Annotated in this window: 11 protein-coding genes and 1 tRNA gene; 6 read left to right on the forward strand and 6 right to left on the reverse strand. The window is 72.2% G+C overall.

Features of this window, described 5'->3' with window-relative positions:
• The first annotated feature begins 78 nt into the window (after window positions 1–78).
• Entirely contained in the window at window positions 79–387 is a 309-nt protein-coding gene (locus BLASA_RS03110) for a putative quinol monooxygenase (RefSeq protein WP_014374550.1), read from the forward strand.
• 124 nt (window positions 388–511) lie between these two features.
• Here BLASA_RS03110 and BLASA_RS03115 read toward each other — a convergent pair whose 3' ends face one another.
• The 4 genes from BLASA_RS03115 to BLASA_RS03130 form a co-directional block, all read right to left on the reverse strand.
• Window positions 512–2536 carry an HNH endonuclease signature motif containing protein gene (locus tag BLASA_RS03115; RefSeq protein ID WP_231839541.1) on the reverse strand — a complete coding sequence of 675 codons (2025 nt, stop codon included), beginning with the start codon at window positions 2534–2536 and terminating at the stop codon, window positions 512–514.
• Between the two features lie 119 nt (window positions 2537–2655).
• Window positions 2656–3726, reverse strand: a complete 1071-nt coding sequence (locus tag BLASA_RS03120; protein WP_166486460.1) for a hypothetical protein — start codon at window positions 3724–3726, stop codon at window positions 2656–2658.
• Window positions 3727–3769: 43 nt separating this feature from the next.
• Window positions 3770–4579, reverse strand: coding sequence for an Fpg/Nei family DNA glycosylase (locus BLASA_RS03125; protein ID WP_014374553.1), 810 nt, complete (start codon window positions 4577–4579; stop codon window positions 3770–3772).
• Between the two features lie 35 nt (window positions 4580–4614).
• Window positions 4615–4935, reverse strand: a complete 321-nt coding sequence (locus BLASA_RS03130) for a GNAT family N-acetyltransferase (RefSeq protein ID WP_014374554.1) — start codon at window positions 4933–4935, stop codon at window positions 4615–4617.
• Between the two features lie 253 nt (window positions 4936–5188).
• Here BLASA_RS03130 and BLASA_RS03135 point away from each other — a divergent pair.
• Window positions 5189–5264, forward strand: a tRNA-Arg gene (locus tag BLASA_RS03135).
• Window positions 5265–5297: 33 nt separating this feature from the next.
• On the opposite strand, the gene BLASA_RS03140 is transcribed toward BLASA_RS03135, so the two are convergent.
• A complete protein-coding gene (locus BLASA_RS03140) occupies window positions 5298–6455 on the reverse strand; it encodes a tyrosine-type recombinase/integrase (RefSeq protein WP_014374555.1) in 1158 nt (385 codons plus the stop codon).
• A gap of 132 nt (window positions 6456–6587) precedes the next feature.
• Window positions 6588–10268 (reverse strand): MobF family relaxase, encoded by a 3681-nt coding sequence (gene mobF, locus BLASA_RS03145; protein WP_041776057.1) that lies wholly within the window; start codon window positions 10266–10268, stop codon window positions 6588–6590.
• Between the two features lie 583 nt (window positions 10269–10851).
• Between mobF and BLASA_RS23255 the strand changes: the two genes are divergently transcribed.
• The 4 genes from BLASA_RS23255 to BLASA_RS23260 all read left to right on the forward strand — a co-directional run bounded on the left by BLASA_RS23255 (window position 10852) and on the right by BLASA_RS23260 (window position 15720).
• The gene (locus tag BLASA_RS23255; RefSeq protein WP_014374557.1) at window positions 10852–12801 is read left to right on the forward strand and encodes a putative bifunctional diguanylate cyclase/phosphodiesterase; all 1950 of its coding nucleotides are present in this window, start codon (window positions 10852–10854) and stop codon (window positions 12799–12801) included.
• A gap of 1155 nt (window positions 12802–13956) precedes the next feature.
• The gene (locus BLASA_RS24790) at window positions 13957–14238 is read left to right on the forward strand and encodes a hypothetical protein (RefSeq protein WP_166486461.1); all 282 of its coding nucleotides are present in this window, start codon (window positions 13957–13959) and stop codon (window positions 14236–14238) included.
• A gap of 99 nt (window positions 14239–14337) precedes the next feature.
• Window positions 14338–14979, forward strand: coding sequence for a CGNR zinc finger domain-containing protein (locus BLASA_RS03160; protein WP_014374559.1), 642 nt, complete (start codon window positions 14338–14340; stop codon window positions 14977–14979).
• 111 nt (window positions 14980–15090) lie between these two features.
• The gene (locus BLASA_RS23260) at window positions 15091–15720 is read left to right on the forward strand and encodes a hypothetical protein (protein WP_014374560.1); all 630 of its coding nucleotides are present in this window, start codon (window positions 15091–15093) and stop codon (window positions 15718–15720) included.
• Window positions 15721–16017 lie beyond the last annotated feature (297 nt).

Raw genomic sequence — 16017 nt, forward strand, 5'->3', positions numbered from 1 at the left:
GGCATCCTGACCCGGCCGGGGCCGCTCCACCAGAGCAACCGCCCAGGTTCCCTGATCACAGTCGCTCCAGGAGGCCCCGTGTCCGTCGTCGTCGTCGCCACTCTCACGCCCAAGCCCGACGCGGTGGACGCCGTCCGGGAGGCGATCCTGGCCGCCGTGCCGAAGGTGCATGCCGAGCCGGGCTGCGAGCTCTACGCGCTGCACGAGGGGGACGGGATCTTCGTCATGGTGGAGCGGTGGGAGAGCCCGGAGGCGCTCCGCACCCACGGCAAGGCCGAGGCCCTGACGACGCTGGGCGCCGCGCTGGCCGACAAGCTGGCCGCTGCGCCGGAGGTGCGCCGGCTGGCCGCCGTGCCCGCCGGCGACGCCGACAAGGGCGCCGTCTGACCCAGCTCCATGAGTGGTGGGATGTGGCCACACGGCGGCGGTTGCATCGCGCCCGGGTCGGCCCTCGGCCGTGGGCCGGCAGCGCGGTCCACATCCCGACGCTGTCGATCGCCGCAGATCCGGGTCAGAACGGGGGCGGTTCGGTCTGAGCGACCAGGCCGGTGGGTGTGGTGACGGTGAGGGTGCCGGTCGGGTCGAGGTCGTAGGTCCAGCCGGGTGCCTGGTGTTTGCCGCGGTGGTGGCCGGTGCAGAAGCCGGTGAGGTTCTCCGCACTGGTCGGCCCGTCGGGGTAGGGCGTGTTGTGGTCCAGTTCCCCGCCCCGCGGGACGCGGCGGCGGCAGCCGGCGAAGCGGCAGCGGCGGTCGCGGGCGCGCAGGTACCGGTCCAGTGCCGCCCCGGGTCGGTAGCCGTCGGTGGGTGGTGGCGGGCCGAGGCCGGGCCGACCGGTGAGGTCGTGCTCGCAGGTCTCGGGCCGGCGGGTGCAGGCCGGTCGGCCGCAGTGCGCCCTGCGGCGTAGTTCGCGGGCGTCGGTGAGTGCCAGCAGGGCGCCGGTGAGCTCGTCGACGACCGCGATGCGTGGCCGGTCGACCAGCGTGCCGCCACCGGATCGGTCGAGCAGTTCGGCCAGCGCGGCGCGTTGGGGGGCGGTCGCCGCGACCAACGCTGCCAGGTCCGATCCGGCCGCGTCGATCCGGCCGGCCGGGCTGCGCCGCCAGCTCTCCTCGTCCTCGTGGTCGGCCAGCCGCGCCCGGTCGACCGCCCCGGAGGCGCGGTTCATCGCCCGGTCCAGCGCCAGCAGGGCGAGGCTCGCCTCGTCCACGGCCGCATGCGCGGCCGGCCACAGCCCGGCCGGCGCCGGGGCCGGGGCCGGGGCCGGGGCCCCGCAGGACGCGGACTCCGTGGCCGCCCACCGCTCGCCCTCCCGGGTGGGGACGGCTGCGTGCGCTGCGCCCGGCCCGCCATCGTCGGCCCGGAGCTGGGCGGCCCCTCGGACATCCTCGTCCCAGAGCCGCTGCCGCACCTCCGGTGGCGGATCCTCCTCACCGCCCCATCCGCCGGCCAGGACGCGGGCCTCCATCTCCGCCCACCACCGCTCATCGGCGTCGCGCAGCCAGTCCGGCCAGGTCTCCGGCGGCGACGTCTCGACCTCCCACTGCGCGAGCAGGTGGCCGGGGCGCGGGCCCTCGCCGGTCGACCCGGTATCCGCCGGGCCTGCTGCCGCAGGCGCCAGCAGACCGAGGCCGCGCGCCAGCGCCCGGACCATCTCGGCCGGCACCGGCTCACCGCCGATCTCGCCGGGTTCCTCGCCACCGGCCAGGGTCCGCACCCCGGCCACGACGGTGAGCTGCGCCTGTACCGGCGGCAGCCGGCTCTCACCCGGGCGCAGCACCAGGTCGAGCAGCACGTCGGCCATCTTCTGCCCCCGGGTGCGGCGGTCCTCGGGGTCGTCGAGGGCGTCGGCGTACCGGCCCAGCACGTCGACCACCGCCTGCGCCTCGGGCACGCTCAGCAGCGACTCGACCACCGCCATCCCGTCCCGACGGTCGGGCCGGACGGAGACGCCGCGCTCGCGCAGGGCCTGGAGCAGCCGCTCGGCGTCCTGACGGGCCAGGCCCAGCCGGCGGGCCTTGGCAGCGAGCTGGGCGGGGGTCGTGACCCGATCCGCGGCCCAGTCCAGCAGGGCCTTCTCCGTCCGTGCGCGCACGGCGTCGTCGGTGATGGGCGCGACCCGTTCCAGCATCGTCCACAGGTGCCCGACGTGCAGCACGCCCGCCTCCAGCGCGGCCAGGGTGCCGGGCAGCCGGTGCACGAGTGTCAACGACCGCGTCAGCAGCTGTTCCGCAGCCTCGGTGGAGAGCGACAGCGCGACGGCGAGCTCCTGCGCCGCCCACTCGCTGACATCGGCGAGCACCTGCGGCCGGGCCGCCCGCCGCTCGGCGCTCATGGCACCCGGCTCACCCGGCTGCCGGTCCACCGACGCCGGCCGGGACGCCGCGAACTCCGCCACCGCCCGCGCTCGCACCGCCGTCTGCCGGGCGATCTCCCGATCGGCCGCCTGCACCGCGCCCAACGGCCCCGACGCCCAGCCGGCCACGGGTGCACCGGATGTGCCGGATGTGCCGGCCGCGACAGTGGGCTCCTGCTCCATGTGTTCGATCATATGTTCGGCCACTGACAGAAATGGGTCGCGATAGTGGTGGGTGGCCAGCACGATCGTCGCGCGTCCGACCGCCACTCACTCGCGGATCCCGGGTCTGACCGGGGGTGTCAGCGGCAGGCGTGGTTGTGGTCCAGGTCGTCCTCGACGTACTGGACCAGCGTCACCGTGCCGCCGGGCACCAGCGGGTCGTCGTCGCAGGTGTCCCGGGCGTCCTCGAGATCGTCGGCGCCGGCCAGCCAGCTGTCGAGGCCGGCCAGGTTGCTGTACCTGGGTACCTCGCCGACGATCCGGCCCCACTGGTAGCCGGTCGAGTAGACGCCGACCTCGGCATCCTCGGACAGCAGGTAGGCGGCCATGCCCTCGAGCGTGGCGCGGTTGCGGTCGCGGGCGTCGTCGGAGCCGATCTGCCAGGTGTTCATCGTCTCGACGTCGAGCCACCAGGTGTACCGCGAGGGCTGGCTGTCCACCCGCGCCGACCGCGCGGCCGGCCGCACGAAGGAGAGGGCACTGTTCTCCGCCCGCTCCCACCCGTACTGCCACGAGCAGGCCAGGGAGTTGCCGCCGTCGCAGTCGCCGTACGGGGTGTCCCCGTCGGTGGGCCACGTGGTGACCAGGTCGAGCACCTGGCCCGGGTTCGCGGTGTTCAGGTACAGCTGTGCGGCGGGCTGGTCGTCCACCCGGCCGGAGGATCCGTGCGCCCAGGCCAGCTGGTGGGACAGGCAGGGGTTGGCCCGGGTGGAGAGCCCGCCGTTGACGCCCACGATCGCGAAGGCCCGGTCGTCGGGGAGGTCGGTGCCGCACTGCGGATGAGAGACGTCGTAGCCGAGGGAGGTGCCGGACCGGGTCCGGTCGGCCTCGGCCTGGTCGGCGTCGGTCTCTGCCTCGGCCTCGTCCTGGTCGGCCTCGGTCTCGGCCTGGTCGGCCTCGGTCTCGGCCTGCTCGGTCTCGGCCTGGTCGGCGTCGGCCTGCTCGGCGTCGTCCTGCTCGGCCTCGGCGCGTGACGATCGGGTGTCCCGCTCCGTGGGGAGCGCTCGCTCCGCGCGCTCCGTCTGGCTCGACTGCTCGCTGCCTGCCTCCGGTCGGGTGCCGGTCTCGGCGGCGCCCGCGGTCGCCGGTGCACCGAGCAGCGCGACCACGGCGCTGGTCGTGACGACGACGGATCCCAGGGCAGATCTCATTCCCATCGACGGTACTCCCGGCTCCGGTGCGACGTCCGGCTGCTCAGGTGGCCTGGCAGACCGGGCACCAGTAGAGGTTGCGCCCGACCATGACCTGGGTGCGGATCTCCGTGCCGCAGATCCGGCAGGGCAGGCCGGTGCGCCGGTACACGTAATGGGCGTCCTCGGGCCGCGCGGCGCCGCTGCGCCGGGACCGGTTCTCCGGCCGGGTGGTGACGATGCGGCCCATCCGGACGCCGGACCGCATGAGCGCGACCAGGTCCGGCCACATCCGGGCCCACAGGTCCGCATCGATCTCCCGCCCCGGCCGGAACGGGGAGACCCGGTGCCGGAAGAGCAGTTCGGCCCGGTACACATTGCCGATACCGGCCAGCACCGACTGGTCCATGAGCAGGGTGCCGACGGCCGTGCGGCTGCCGGCGATCCGTCGGTGCGCGAGGGTGCCGTCGGTCCGGGGCCGCAGCGGATCGGGCCCCAGCCGGCCGAGGATGTGGTCGACCTCAGGCGTGCTGAGCACCTCGCACGTTGTCGGGCCGCGCAGGTCTGTCCACACCCCGGCCCCGGCCGGACCGTCGGCTTCCCAGCGCATCCGGAGCGCGCCCTTCGCCGGCGGGGGCGTACCCGTCCCGGTGGTGAAGCTGCCGTAGAGCCCGAGGTGCACATGCAGGCTGTCACCCCCGAAGCGGGCGAACAGGTGCTTGCCGTAGGAGTACGCCTCGTCGAGGACGCGGCCGTCGAGCAGTGCGGCACCGGCCCCGAACCGGCCCTGCGGGCTGGTGACGTGCACGGGCCGGCCGGCGAACAGCAGCTGCTGCTCCCGCGCCAGGCGGTACAGGGTGTGGCCCTCGGGCATCCGCGCAGCCTAGGTGCCCGCCCGCGGCGCCCCGGTCAGCGGTCGGCGGTCTCCAGGCCGAAGTGCGGGCGGTCGCCGACGGCGACCAGGTCGACCAGCTCGGGGTGCTGCTGGATGTAGTGCCGCACGAAGGAGCAGTAGGGGAGCACGGTGAGGCCGCGCTCGCGCGCGGCGGAGAGCACGCCGGCGACCAGCGCCTTCCCGATGCCCTGACCGCCCAGAGAGGGGTCCACCTCGGTGTGCGGGAGCGTCATCTGCCCGTTCTCGACGTGGTAACTGGCCAGCCCGACGACGCGTTCGCCCTGCCGGACCTCGAAGCGGCCCCGCTCGGGGACGTCGACCACCGTGGTCTCCATGTCTTCATCCACCTTCCGTGACCTCCGGCGCCGTTGCCAGAGCTCGACGTATGTCTCAGCACCGTAACCCGTAGAAAGGAGTCCGTCGCTCATCCGTACCGACATCGGGTGTGCCGGTGGGGTTCTCCCCCGGGGCCGGCCGGGCGCCCCGGGACGCCGCCGAGGCGACGCTCCGGACCTGGACCGAGGGCCGTGATCCGGGGCATGCCACGATGAAGGCCGGGCGGTCTTCCGCATCCCTGGGATGCGTCCCGCCCCCGTAGCTCAGGGGATAGAGCATCGGTTTCCTAAACCGTGTGTCGCAGGTTCGAATCCTGCCGGGGGCACCAGTAAAGCCGCTGGTCAGCGCTCCGCCCGGCGCCTCAGCCGAGGCGTCGGACGGGCGCCGATCCGCCTTCAGTCCGCAACCAGTCCGCACGAGCCGCGTCCATCCGGTCTGCGACGGCGTCCAGCTCGTCGCCGAACAGGTGGCCGTACCGGTCCAGCGTCATGGCGGCCGAGGCGTGCCCGAGCATCGACTGCACCCCCTTGATGGAGGCGCCGGAGGCGATGGCGAGCGATGCGGCCGTGTGACGTAGCTCGTGGGGCACCAGCCCCTCCAGGCCGGCCGCAGCCGCTGCGCGGTCGAACTGCCTTCGGCGGAAGTTCTGCACCCGCAGCGGCGTCCCGGCCTGTGACGGGAAGACCAGGTCGTCCGGTCCCAGGCCGGCGAGCTGGCCGGTGAGGTCGTCCCGCAGGAACCGCGGCACGGGCACCCGCCGCCGCGCGTGGGACTTCGGTGGCCCGAAGACCATGCGGCCGTTCACGTCGGTCACCGACTCGGCCACCTCGATCCGGCGCCGCAGCAGGTCGACCCGCCGCATGCGCAGTGCTGCCGCCTCGCCCCACCGCAGGCCGGTGTAGCCGAGCACCAGGACGAGCAGCCGGTGCGGCCCGCAGTGCTCGGCCAGGTGCGCCAGCTCTGCGTGGGTCAGATACCGCCGGTCGGTGGTGGGGAGGCGGGGCAGGTCCACCCCGGCGGCCGGGTTACGGGCGAGCCGGCCATCCCGGACGGCGGCGTCCAGCATCGAGGTCAGGATGTGGTAGGCCTGTCGCGTCCGGCTCGCCGACAGGCCCTCCGCACGCATGGCTGCGACCCACGTGACGACGTCGGAGTGCGCCACCTTGGACAGTGGCACCCTTTCCCACGTCGGCAGGACGCGGGTGGACAGCAGCGAGCGGTAGCTGGCCAGCGTCTTCGGCGTGAGGTGGGCTCGACCGGCCAGCCACGTCTCAGCCCACTGGCCGACGGTCAGACGCGAGCGCTCCGGATGCACGTAGCTGCCGTGCACGAGGGCCACGGTCTGCTCGTCGAGCCACCGCTGCGCGTCGACCTTTCGGTCGAAGGCCTTGGTGACCTCGCGGCCGGAGGGGTCGCGGAAGTGCGGCCGGTACCGCTTGCCTTTTCCATAGAGCGCGGTTCGCTCAAGCTTCCCGGTCTCGCGGTTCTTCCGGTGCCAGCGGTCCTGGATCGTGGCCATCGGTTGTCAACCTCCACCTCTTGGTCTACCTCGATCAACCTGCAAGAGAAGCCGTCGGGCCACATCTGTGGAACGCCTCTCCCCGTGTGGACAAGTTGCCTGCCGAGGGCGGCTCGCTGCGCGGCGGCCGGTTCACCGCGGCGGTCCTGAAGGCCTGCCGGGATGCGGTGCGAGGAGTCGGACGTCCTCCGGTCTCGGAGGTCGGATGCCGCAGCGCACTTTCGCCGGCTCGTTGGTTGGCCGGCGCAGGGAGACCTCGAGGTCATGACTCGTACGCCAGCGGTCGCGCTCCCGCCCGAGCCGGTCGCTCGGTTGGTTGAGGAGGGCCGGCTCGGCGAGCAGCTGCTCGACTCGTGTCCGGGCGACGGTGAGTTCCCGGTGCATCGCCTCGGCATCCCGTTCGGCATGGTCCAGCTGGGCCTGCAGGTCGCCGGCAGGGCCGGTCGCGTCCACGCGGGCCAGGCGGTCCTCGCGCTCGCGGCGGGCTTGGGTGAGGCTGCGCAGGGCGCGGTCGTGCACCGCCCGGGCGGCGTCGGCTGCGGCGGTCAGTCGGCTGTGTTCGGGATGCGCGGTCTCAGCGTGGCGATGGGCATGCTCGGCGAAGCCGGCCAGGAGACGTGGACGGTCGTCGGCCGCGACGGCTGTAGTGGCGATCCGATGTGGGTCGCTGGGCATGGTCGGTACGTAGGGCCACCAAGCGTCGGCCCAGGCGGTGAGCTGTGCGCCGGCGCGGGCGCAGGCAGCGCGCCGCAGGCCGAACAGGCCGGGGCCGTCCAGGACGATGCGGGCGGACCTGGTGGCGGGCTCACGCTGGGCGTCCCAGGCGGTGATCAGCTGCTCGAGCAGCCGGCCGGACTCGGTGGCGATGGTGGCCGCGCTGGCCTCGGCAAGTCGCCTGGTCCCGCTGGCTGCGTCGGCCGCCGTCTGACAGGTCGCCTCCAACGCCGGAAGCTCCTCGGCGAGCCGCGCCTCGCGCGCGGTGAGGTCGCCCAGCACGTCGCGGTGCACCTCAGCGAGGGTGAGGCCGTCCAGGCAGCGCTGCTCGGCTGCCCACGCGGCGTGCAGGTCGGTGAGCACCTGATCGAGCGGCCGTGGTTGGGCGTAGCGGGCGGCCTCGGCGGCGGCGAATTCTCTGGCGCGGGCTGGGCCGAGGTCGGCCCGGTCGCGGGCGAACACGGCGATCCACTGCTCCCGCGCCTCGGCCAGGTCGGCGGCGACCAGGTGGGCGGTGTTGGACTGCCGGCCGCGGGTCATGCCCACGTAGGCGGCCGCGGCACCGGTGGACTCGCTGACGACCAGGTGCGCCGTGGGAACGGTGTCGCCCTGTATGCCGTGTGCGGTGGTGGCGTAGGCCAGTTCGACGTGCTCGGCGACGTAATCGGTGGGCAACATCCGCTGTGCCGGGCCAGCGGGGGTGACACCGGCCGGGGTGACGTTCTTCGGAACAGGACCGGCAGGGGTGACAGTGAGGGTTCCGTGCGGGTCGATCGCGGTGACGGTCCACGTGTCGCGGTTTGCGACGCCCAGGTTCCGGTCGTTGCGGCGGGTGGCGATCCGCTCTCCGACGCCGATCCGCTGTCCCGAGCGGGTGCTCAACCAATTCGTCTCGTCGACGCGGCCGGTGGCGACGAGTTGGTCCCGGATGGCGGCGTTGAGCTGCGCGGCCTTCTCGCGGGTATCCACCACTACCGCCACCGGTCGGTCCTGGGCGTAGGCGGTGGCTGCCGCGGCGGCCAGCGACTTCTGCAGCGCAGCACTGTCGGAATGCAGCCGGAGCTGGCCGCGGGCGACCAGCGCGTCGAACACCGCTGCTGGATCGGCGCCAACGCGCATGGCCAAGGTCAGCTCGGCGTACTCGGTGTCAGGCACGGTGTGGCCGGTGCCGTCGGCGCGGGTGAAACGGTGTACCCGGTCCAAGGTCAGCACCGCGACCGGGTCGGCGTGTGCTGCGGCGAGGTCCAGGACGCCGCCGCGGCCGACCGCGGCCAGCTGCCGGCGGTCACCGAGCAGTGCCAGACGCACGCCGCGCTCGTCGGCGACGGTGAGCAGGGCACGGGCGGTGTCCTGGTCGAGCATGCCGGCCTCGTCCACCACCAGCAGGTCCCCGGCGGCCAAGCGCGCGGCGTCCTCGGGCCCGGTGAAGATACCACCGGTGACCGGGTCGGTCTGGTGGCAGCTGAGCCGACTCCAGGCGCTGTCGTCGGTCCAGCGCCAGCCGTGCTGGTGCACCAGCCAGGCGGCCGAACCGGCTGCCGATCCGAGCTCGGCGGCGGCGATCTGGGCGGCCTTCAGCGTCGGGGTGACGACCACCAGCCGCTGTCCCCGCGTCTGCAGCAGTTGGGCGGCGACGGTCAGGGTGGTGGTCTTGCCGGCGCCGGCGGCGCCTTCGATGACGACCAGCGCTCGGTCGCCGGCCAGCGCCGCGACCGCCGCGGCCTGCCCTGCGTCCATCCGATGGGCGTCGGCGACCAGCCGGGCCGACGAGGTCGGCTCCGCACCGTGCGGGGCCAGGCCGTCGACCGGCCGGATCAGGTCGGGGCCCGTCAGATCAACGCCAGGTCCGGTGGCGCGGTCGGCGAGCCGGGTGGTCAGCTCAGCCTCGACCTCGAGCACCTGCTGGCAGGTCAACGTCCGGATGTGCTCCGGCACGCCGTCCCGGTGCAGCAGGGGAACACAGCGGGTCAGGACGCGGGCGGTGAGGTCTTCGGCGAGCTCGATCCGCACGGCGGGATCGGCGACGATCCCGGCGGCGGCGATCAGCTGCTCGACTTCGCCGCGGACGTCGGCGGCGTTCCACGCTGAGCGACCGGCGGCCAGCCGGGCCAGTACCCGCTCCGCCGCGCCGTCCCGGTCCAACGCCCCGATCGGCGTGGTCGTCAGCTCGACCGGTTGGTCTCGGTCGCGGTAGCCGAGGGTGGCGAGTTCGCTGACCCACCGTGCAGTGAGGTCCTCCCCGGCTTGGGGAGTGACCTTGTCCGGGCGGTCCTCGGCCCAGGCGCGGGCGTCCCAGGCCCGGCGCAGCGCCGGCCCCGGCGATTCGCCGGGATGCGCGGCGGTCCATTCCTGTTCGTAGCGGTCCACATTCCGGCCGATTTGCGCCGCACGCGCGCTGAATGGTCCGACGAGATCCGATAGCTGCCGTATTTCGCCATCGGTGTCAAACGTGTATCCGTGGGCGGCAAGCGTGGCCCGGAATTGCGGGTCGCAGGCGACTGCGGCATGCCCGATCCCGTTGATCGCGGCCAGGAAGTCGCGGATGCCGACGGTGTGCAGTCCGCGCCATTTCCCGGCGGCGTACGCCCGTGCGTTGATCTGCAGGTGGAGATGCCGGTGCGGATCGCCGGCGCGGGAGGTGTAGTGCTGGACCGTTACCGCCTCCAGCACCTCGACCGGCACCTGCACCTGGCCGCCGCGCGGGCCGACGCGGGTGGTGGCGTGCTCGGCGAGCCAGCCGATGATCTGGCCGGCGGCGCGGTCCTGGGCCGCGTCATAGGCGGCGGCGACGTCCGGGTGTAGCGCGGCCGCCAGCGACCAGGACTTCGGGCCGTTGACCACGACCTCGACGAACCGCACCGCTCGGGCGTCGGTGCGCAGCCATCCCCGCGGCTCACCGGTGTCCGGGTGTCGGCCGGCCACCCAAGCCTCGTACGTCTGCCCGGTCAGCGGCGCCAGCTCCTCCACTCCCTTGTCGTTGCCGGTGGCGTAGCGGCGGGCGATCCCGGTGCCCTCGGTGAGGTAGTAGTCATCGGGCCGGCCCCGGCCGGTCTCCACGTAGTGCCGGGCAGCCGCGGGCGCACCGGCGTAGATCTTCATCCCGCCGTGCATTTTCAACGCCACCCGACAATGACCAACAAGTCACCCCTATAGACGCCGATGGGCCCCGCAAAGCGGGGCCCGACCTACCTCCGAAGGTAGCATGCGTGCCGTTCTCTAGTGAAGACCCGAGCATTTATGGAAGTGGTTGGATTTTACGGACGTAAAGTCGTGCAAGTCGCCGTCTCGTTGGTCGTTCATGGCGATTGTCGACTGCAAGCAGGATGCCGTCTTCTCGGTCACTGATGCTGACGACGATGAGCTCCGCGATGCACTGGTTCGCGCCACACAGCGGCCTCCTGCGACACGGTGGCGTGGGTGTCGAGCGGCTGGCGGAGGACGCGGCTCTGCCACGCCAGCAGGGTCCCGGTTGTCCTCCCCGTGCGGGAAGGTTCATCGAGCGGGTCCTACGGGACGGCGGCCGAGGGGCACATCTCTGTCCTGCGGTGATCCCTGTTGTGGTTCCCCTTGCGGTACTCACCCTCGGAGCGGAATTGTCAGGGACCGGGTCAAGTGGTACGGGCCTTAGACCGATTGGTGAATTGTGATAGCAGCCGGAAAGGGGCGCCTGCGGCGTCTCGCCATGTCACAGCTGTTCCTGGTCGTGGTCGTCGGCGGGGCGCTCGCGGCCATGGTGGGTCTGTTGCAGGTGATCGGCGACCGCGGGGCGGAGCGGGCTGACGCCGCACGCCTGCAGGTGGCCGAGGCCGTCGCCGCCGGTGTGGTGCGGCCGCATCTGGTCTTGAACCCGCCAGCGCAGGTCCGACTGGCGGCTGGCCAGGATGCGGCGCTGCGCGAGGCTGTCGGGCAACTGCGCCGCGACGGACACCTGCACGGCCTGGGCGTCTGGCAGCTGGATGGCACGCCGATTTTCCTTGACGTGGAAGCTGTCTCGCTGGGGAAGTGGGTGTCGGCGGCTGACCTGGCCCGTGCTGGCGCCGGACAGTCTTGGAGCGAGCATGCTGCCGCCGCGGACGGGAGCACTGTGCTGCGCGTGTTCGTTCCGATCGAGATGGACCCTCGGGTTGAGGCGGCGGTCTCGTCGGCGGTTGTGGCTGGCGTGGTCATTCCGCACGGTGCGCTGGCGCAGGCCGAAGAGCACGAGCTGCTTCGCCAACAGGTCACCACCGTGGTGCTGTTCCTCCTGATGGTCAGCACCGTCGTGTGGTCGCGATACCGGGTGCTACGCCGGGAAAAGCACGCCCGGCAGGATCCGCTGACCGGCCTGCTCAACCGCCGGGCGCTGCAGGAAGACGCACCGGCACTGCTCGCTCACGCGACACCCCAGGCTCCCGTGGCCCTGTGCATCATCGACTTGGCCCAGTTCAAGACGGTCAACGACACCCTCGGGCACACCGCCGGCGACCAACTGCTGGAGCAGGTCGCCGCGCAAATCAAGGGTGCGGTGCGCGGTAGTGACCTCGTGGTTCGCCTGGGCGGGGACGAGTTCGCCGTGCTGCTCACCGACCTGCGCGGGGTGGCTACCGCTCGGACCCGCGCCGATCAGCTCCTGCGGAAGTTGCAGGACACCACCTTCACCGTGCAGGGCATCGAGCTCAGCGTCGACGCCAGCATCGGGGTCGCCCTGGCCCCGGAGCACGGCGGGCAGGCACCGGAACTGCTGCAGCGGGCCGACGTCGCCATGTACCAGGCCAAACGCTCACATCGTGGCGTCGTGGTCTACGACTCCAGCACCGACGGGCACACCATCGGTCAGCTCGCGATGGTGACCGAGCTTCGCCGGGCTCTGGACAACGACGAATTCGTGCTGCACTACCAGCCCAAAATTTCACTGGCCGACCAGCGGGTGGTCGGTGTCGAGGCGCTGGTGCGCTGGCAGCATCCCGCCCGCGGACTGTTGCCTCCCGGAGAGTTTCTGCCGGTGATGGAGGCGAGTGGGCTGATGCAGCCGCTGACCCAGCGGGTGCTGCGCCACGCTGTGCACCAGGCCGCCAGCTGGAGGCGGGCCGGCATGCCGCTGAAGGTTGCCGTGAACATCGGCCCGCGCAGCTTGCTAGAGCCGGACTTCTCCGCCCGGGTGCTGGCCACACTCGTTGGAGCGGAGCTGCCGGCCTCCCTGCTCGAGCTGGAGATCACCGAGACGGCGGTCATGACCAACCCGGAGCGGGCAGCCTTCGTGCTGAGCCAGCTGCGGGCCCGAGGCATCCACGTCAGCATCGACGACTTCGGCGCTGGATACACCAGCCTGGCCTTCCTCCGCATCCTGCCCGTCGCCGCGCTGAAGATCGACCGGAGCCTGGTCACTCACATCCTCGACTGCCCGGAGGACGAGGCGGTCACCCAGGCGGTCATCGACCTCGCGCACCGCCTCGGTCTCAGCGTCGTCGCCGAAGGCCCGGAAACCGACGCCGTTCTGGACCGGCTCGCGGCGCTGGGCTGCGACGAGGCGCAGGGCTACGCGATCAGCCGACCCTTGAACCCCGCGGCACTCGAAGGGTGGCTCACCCAACGCCACGTCGACCACCCGGCAACCACCGACGGCGCGAACAGCAGGCGTAGGTCCCTGCCATGAGAACGCACCCAGGCCGGGTCACGGTGGCCCACCTTGCCGGGATGTGGCTCACCGGCCGAGCGATTCGACTCCACCAGCGCTGCGCCGATCGATGGCGACAGCGCAAGCCGGTGTGGGTTCTCCGGCTGCGGCGGGCCCGCCGCGCGATACTTCTGGCAGCGATCCTCACCGTGCTCGTCCTGCTGGCTGCACAGGAGGGCGGCGGACGGCCGAACATGACGTCGGGTGTACAGGCCAGCCAACCAGCCAGCTCCGAGTCAACGGAAGACCCTGGTGCGAGGCATCTTCTACCGTGGGACGTGGCCGTGCCGTCGCTGCCTGAGGCCGCCTCCACCATCTCGTGGCCGCGGGTCGGATTTCAGCCGCTGCTCGACCTGGCCGGGCGATCGCCGGTGGCGGACGCGGGGGGACAGTCAACGGCGGCGCCGGACGGTTCTCGGAGTCCCGCCCTCGGGGGTGTCGTGACCGTTGTCATCGTCGGAGCCGCGGGCCTCGCGGTGGCCTCCATCGGCGTCTTCCGATGGCTGGGGCGACCTCGCCGGCTCGATGCTCCTTCCGGTACCGAACCTGCGGAGCAAAGCAACGCGCCACAGGCCGCCGGGCCTGGCAGCACGCCCCCCGCCGACAACGAGGAGAACGCTGACGCCGCACTGGTCCCCACACCTCCGAGCCCCCCGGCGCATCCGGCGCCCAGTCAGGACGGGCCGCACCCGATCGATACCGTTGGGACGTCCGCCGACGGCGAGTCGATCGCGCCGCCAGCCGCACCATCTCCCGCAACCGACGATCCGGCACCCAAACCCCAGGCCATGGACGCCGAGGAGTGGGCCGCGGAGGATTCCGTCGACTGTCCACCGGCAGGACCGCATCCTGCCGCGGCCAGACACCGCAGCACGCCGACAACCGCGGATCCGGCGCCCCGCCGGGACCTCCAGAAGTCGAGCAGCCGCGTCGTCCTCTTCACGGCCACAAAGTGGGACTCGCAGTAAATACCCCAGTGGGAAAAGGCAGCCAGCGAGTAAGCGGACTGGCCGCACGGTCACAGAGGTCCTAATGAAGCTGACCAGCCCTGTTACCGATCCTGTTACGACGCAACGTCAGGATCGCTTGGCTAGGCGCCGCTTGTGCCGGTCCGACTCGGGTAGCCGCTCATCCATGGAGCAGATCAAGACTCAGCGCGAGGTCGACGTCGCTGCCATTCGCGCCCGACTTTCGGCCATCACCGAGGGACCGTGGTCACGACACGGTTGTGACGTGTACGCCCCCGGCGACCAGGTGCCTCTGGTGCGCGGCCGTGACGGCAGCGCCGTCGTCCGCGCGCAGGCCGACGTCGACGCCGAGTTCATCGCCCACGCACCGAGTGACATTGCAGCGCTACTCGACTTCGTGCAGCAGCAACCCGGAGGCGGTAGTGCAGAAGAAGCGATCGGCCGCTGAAGTCTCTGCTCCCCACAAGAGAGACAGCAGCCCGCTCGGTCCCCGGTGGGGGCGGGGAGCTCGTGGGCATTGAGAGCGCGCAGCGTCCGCCAGAGGTCGGTGTCTTGCGGGCCGGCGGCTTCGCCAGCGACCGCTGGAACGACGAGGGCCGATCTGTCCCGTTTCCAGCGCGTCGGGGGACATCCGGCGATCGACTTCGTCAACACCCTCGGCGGCCTTCCGGAGGCACCCGACGACGAGTACCTGTTCGGCTACGCCGACCTGGTGACCTTCATCGAGGGCGGCCGCCTGCTCGCCGACGGCCGACCAGCTGCGGCGGGCCGCCGACCGAGAACCCCGGCCGCTCTTGCCGTCCTTGACCGGGCACTGCAGCTGCGCGGCAGCCTCGACCGGGTACTGCGCGCCCGCCTCGCCGGCCAGCCGACCTCCGGCGGTGACCTCGACCTGGTGCGGCAGGCGTACGTCACCGCGCTGACCCACGCAACCCTCCAACCAACCGACGGCCCCTACGACTGGCCTGGCGATCTGACGGCCACGCCCTCGACCAGCCGCTATGGCCCCTCGCCGCCGACGCGGTGGACCTGGTGCGCTCAGGGCGGCCACACCAGCTCTCCCGGTGCGGGCACTGTCGGTGGCTTCCTGGACACCAGCAAGAACCACAGCCGCCGTTGGTGCAGCATGAACTCCTGCGGCTCGATCATGAAGATGCGCCGCTACCGGGCGGCACGCCGGCGGGGATAGCGCGGAGCCACCCTTCGGGGTTACCCCGGCTCAGGTTGATCGCCCGGCGCACCGATGGGACGGCAACGGATCGACAGAAGGCGCGATCCAGATGCTCGGAGGAGCACCCACATGTTGCTGCTCGAAGGCCTCGCCGCGGTCGCGGCCAAGATCGCCGGTGCCGGCGCAGTCGCGCAGGCCACCGCAGGCCTCGGTATCGCCGTGGCTGGTGTCACCGGGGCGGGCGCCGTCGGCGCCCTGCCGGCCTCGCTGCAGGACCCGGTGGCCGCCGCGGTCGAGACCGTGTCGCCGTTCGACCTTCCCGATTCGGATGACAGCCTCGAGACCGACGACTCGGGCCTTGACGGGCCGGGCGACCTGCCCGACGCACCCGACACCGACGAGAGCGATGGCCCCGATGACTCCGGCGACCCGGCTCGGCTGGCTGCCGAGGCCGAGGAGGAGGCGCGCGAGGCCGCCGAGGAGGCCGAGGAGCAGGCCCGCGAGGCGGCCGAGGAGGTTGCCGAGCAGGCTCGCGAGGCTGAGGAGCAGGCGCGCGAGGCCGCCGAGGAGGCCGAGGAGCAGGCCCGCGAGGCCGCCGAGGAAGCTGAGGAGCAGGCCCGCGAGGCCGCCGAGGAAGCTGAGGAGCAGGCCCGCGAGGCCGCCGAGATGGCGCCCAAGCCGGACAACTCCAGCCCCGGCTCGGCCAACTCGGGCTCCGGCGGTGGGGACGACGACTCCAGCGACTCGGACGACGACTGACACCTACGGCGTCTGACGCACCAGCAGGGCCCCGCTCGTCCGAGCGGGGCCCTGCTGCCGTGGGGCTAGGGCACGATCCAGGCCAACCCGGACGCCTCGTCCACCGTGGGTACCCGGGTGTAGTCCGGCCGGTACGAACGGCTGCGTCGGCGAAGACGACTGTATTGATGGTCGCGGCCCCACACCAGTCGTTGTTGAAGTAGACGAGGTCGCTCTCCCCGACCGTCCAGGTGCCCGCCAGGCGCTCGGCCCAGAGCTCCAGCGTCTTCCTTGCCGGTAGCGCCACTTCTCGAAACC

This window comes from Blastococcus saxobsidens DD2 (assembly GCF_000284015.1).
Lineage (GTDB): Bacteria > Actinomycetota > Actinomycetes > Mycobacteriales > Geodermatophilaceae > Blastococcus > Blastococcus saxobsidens_A.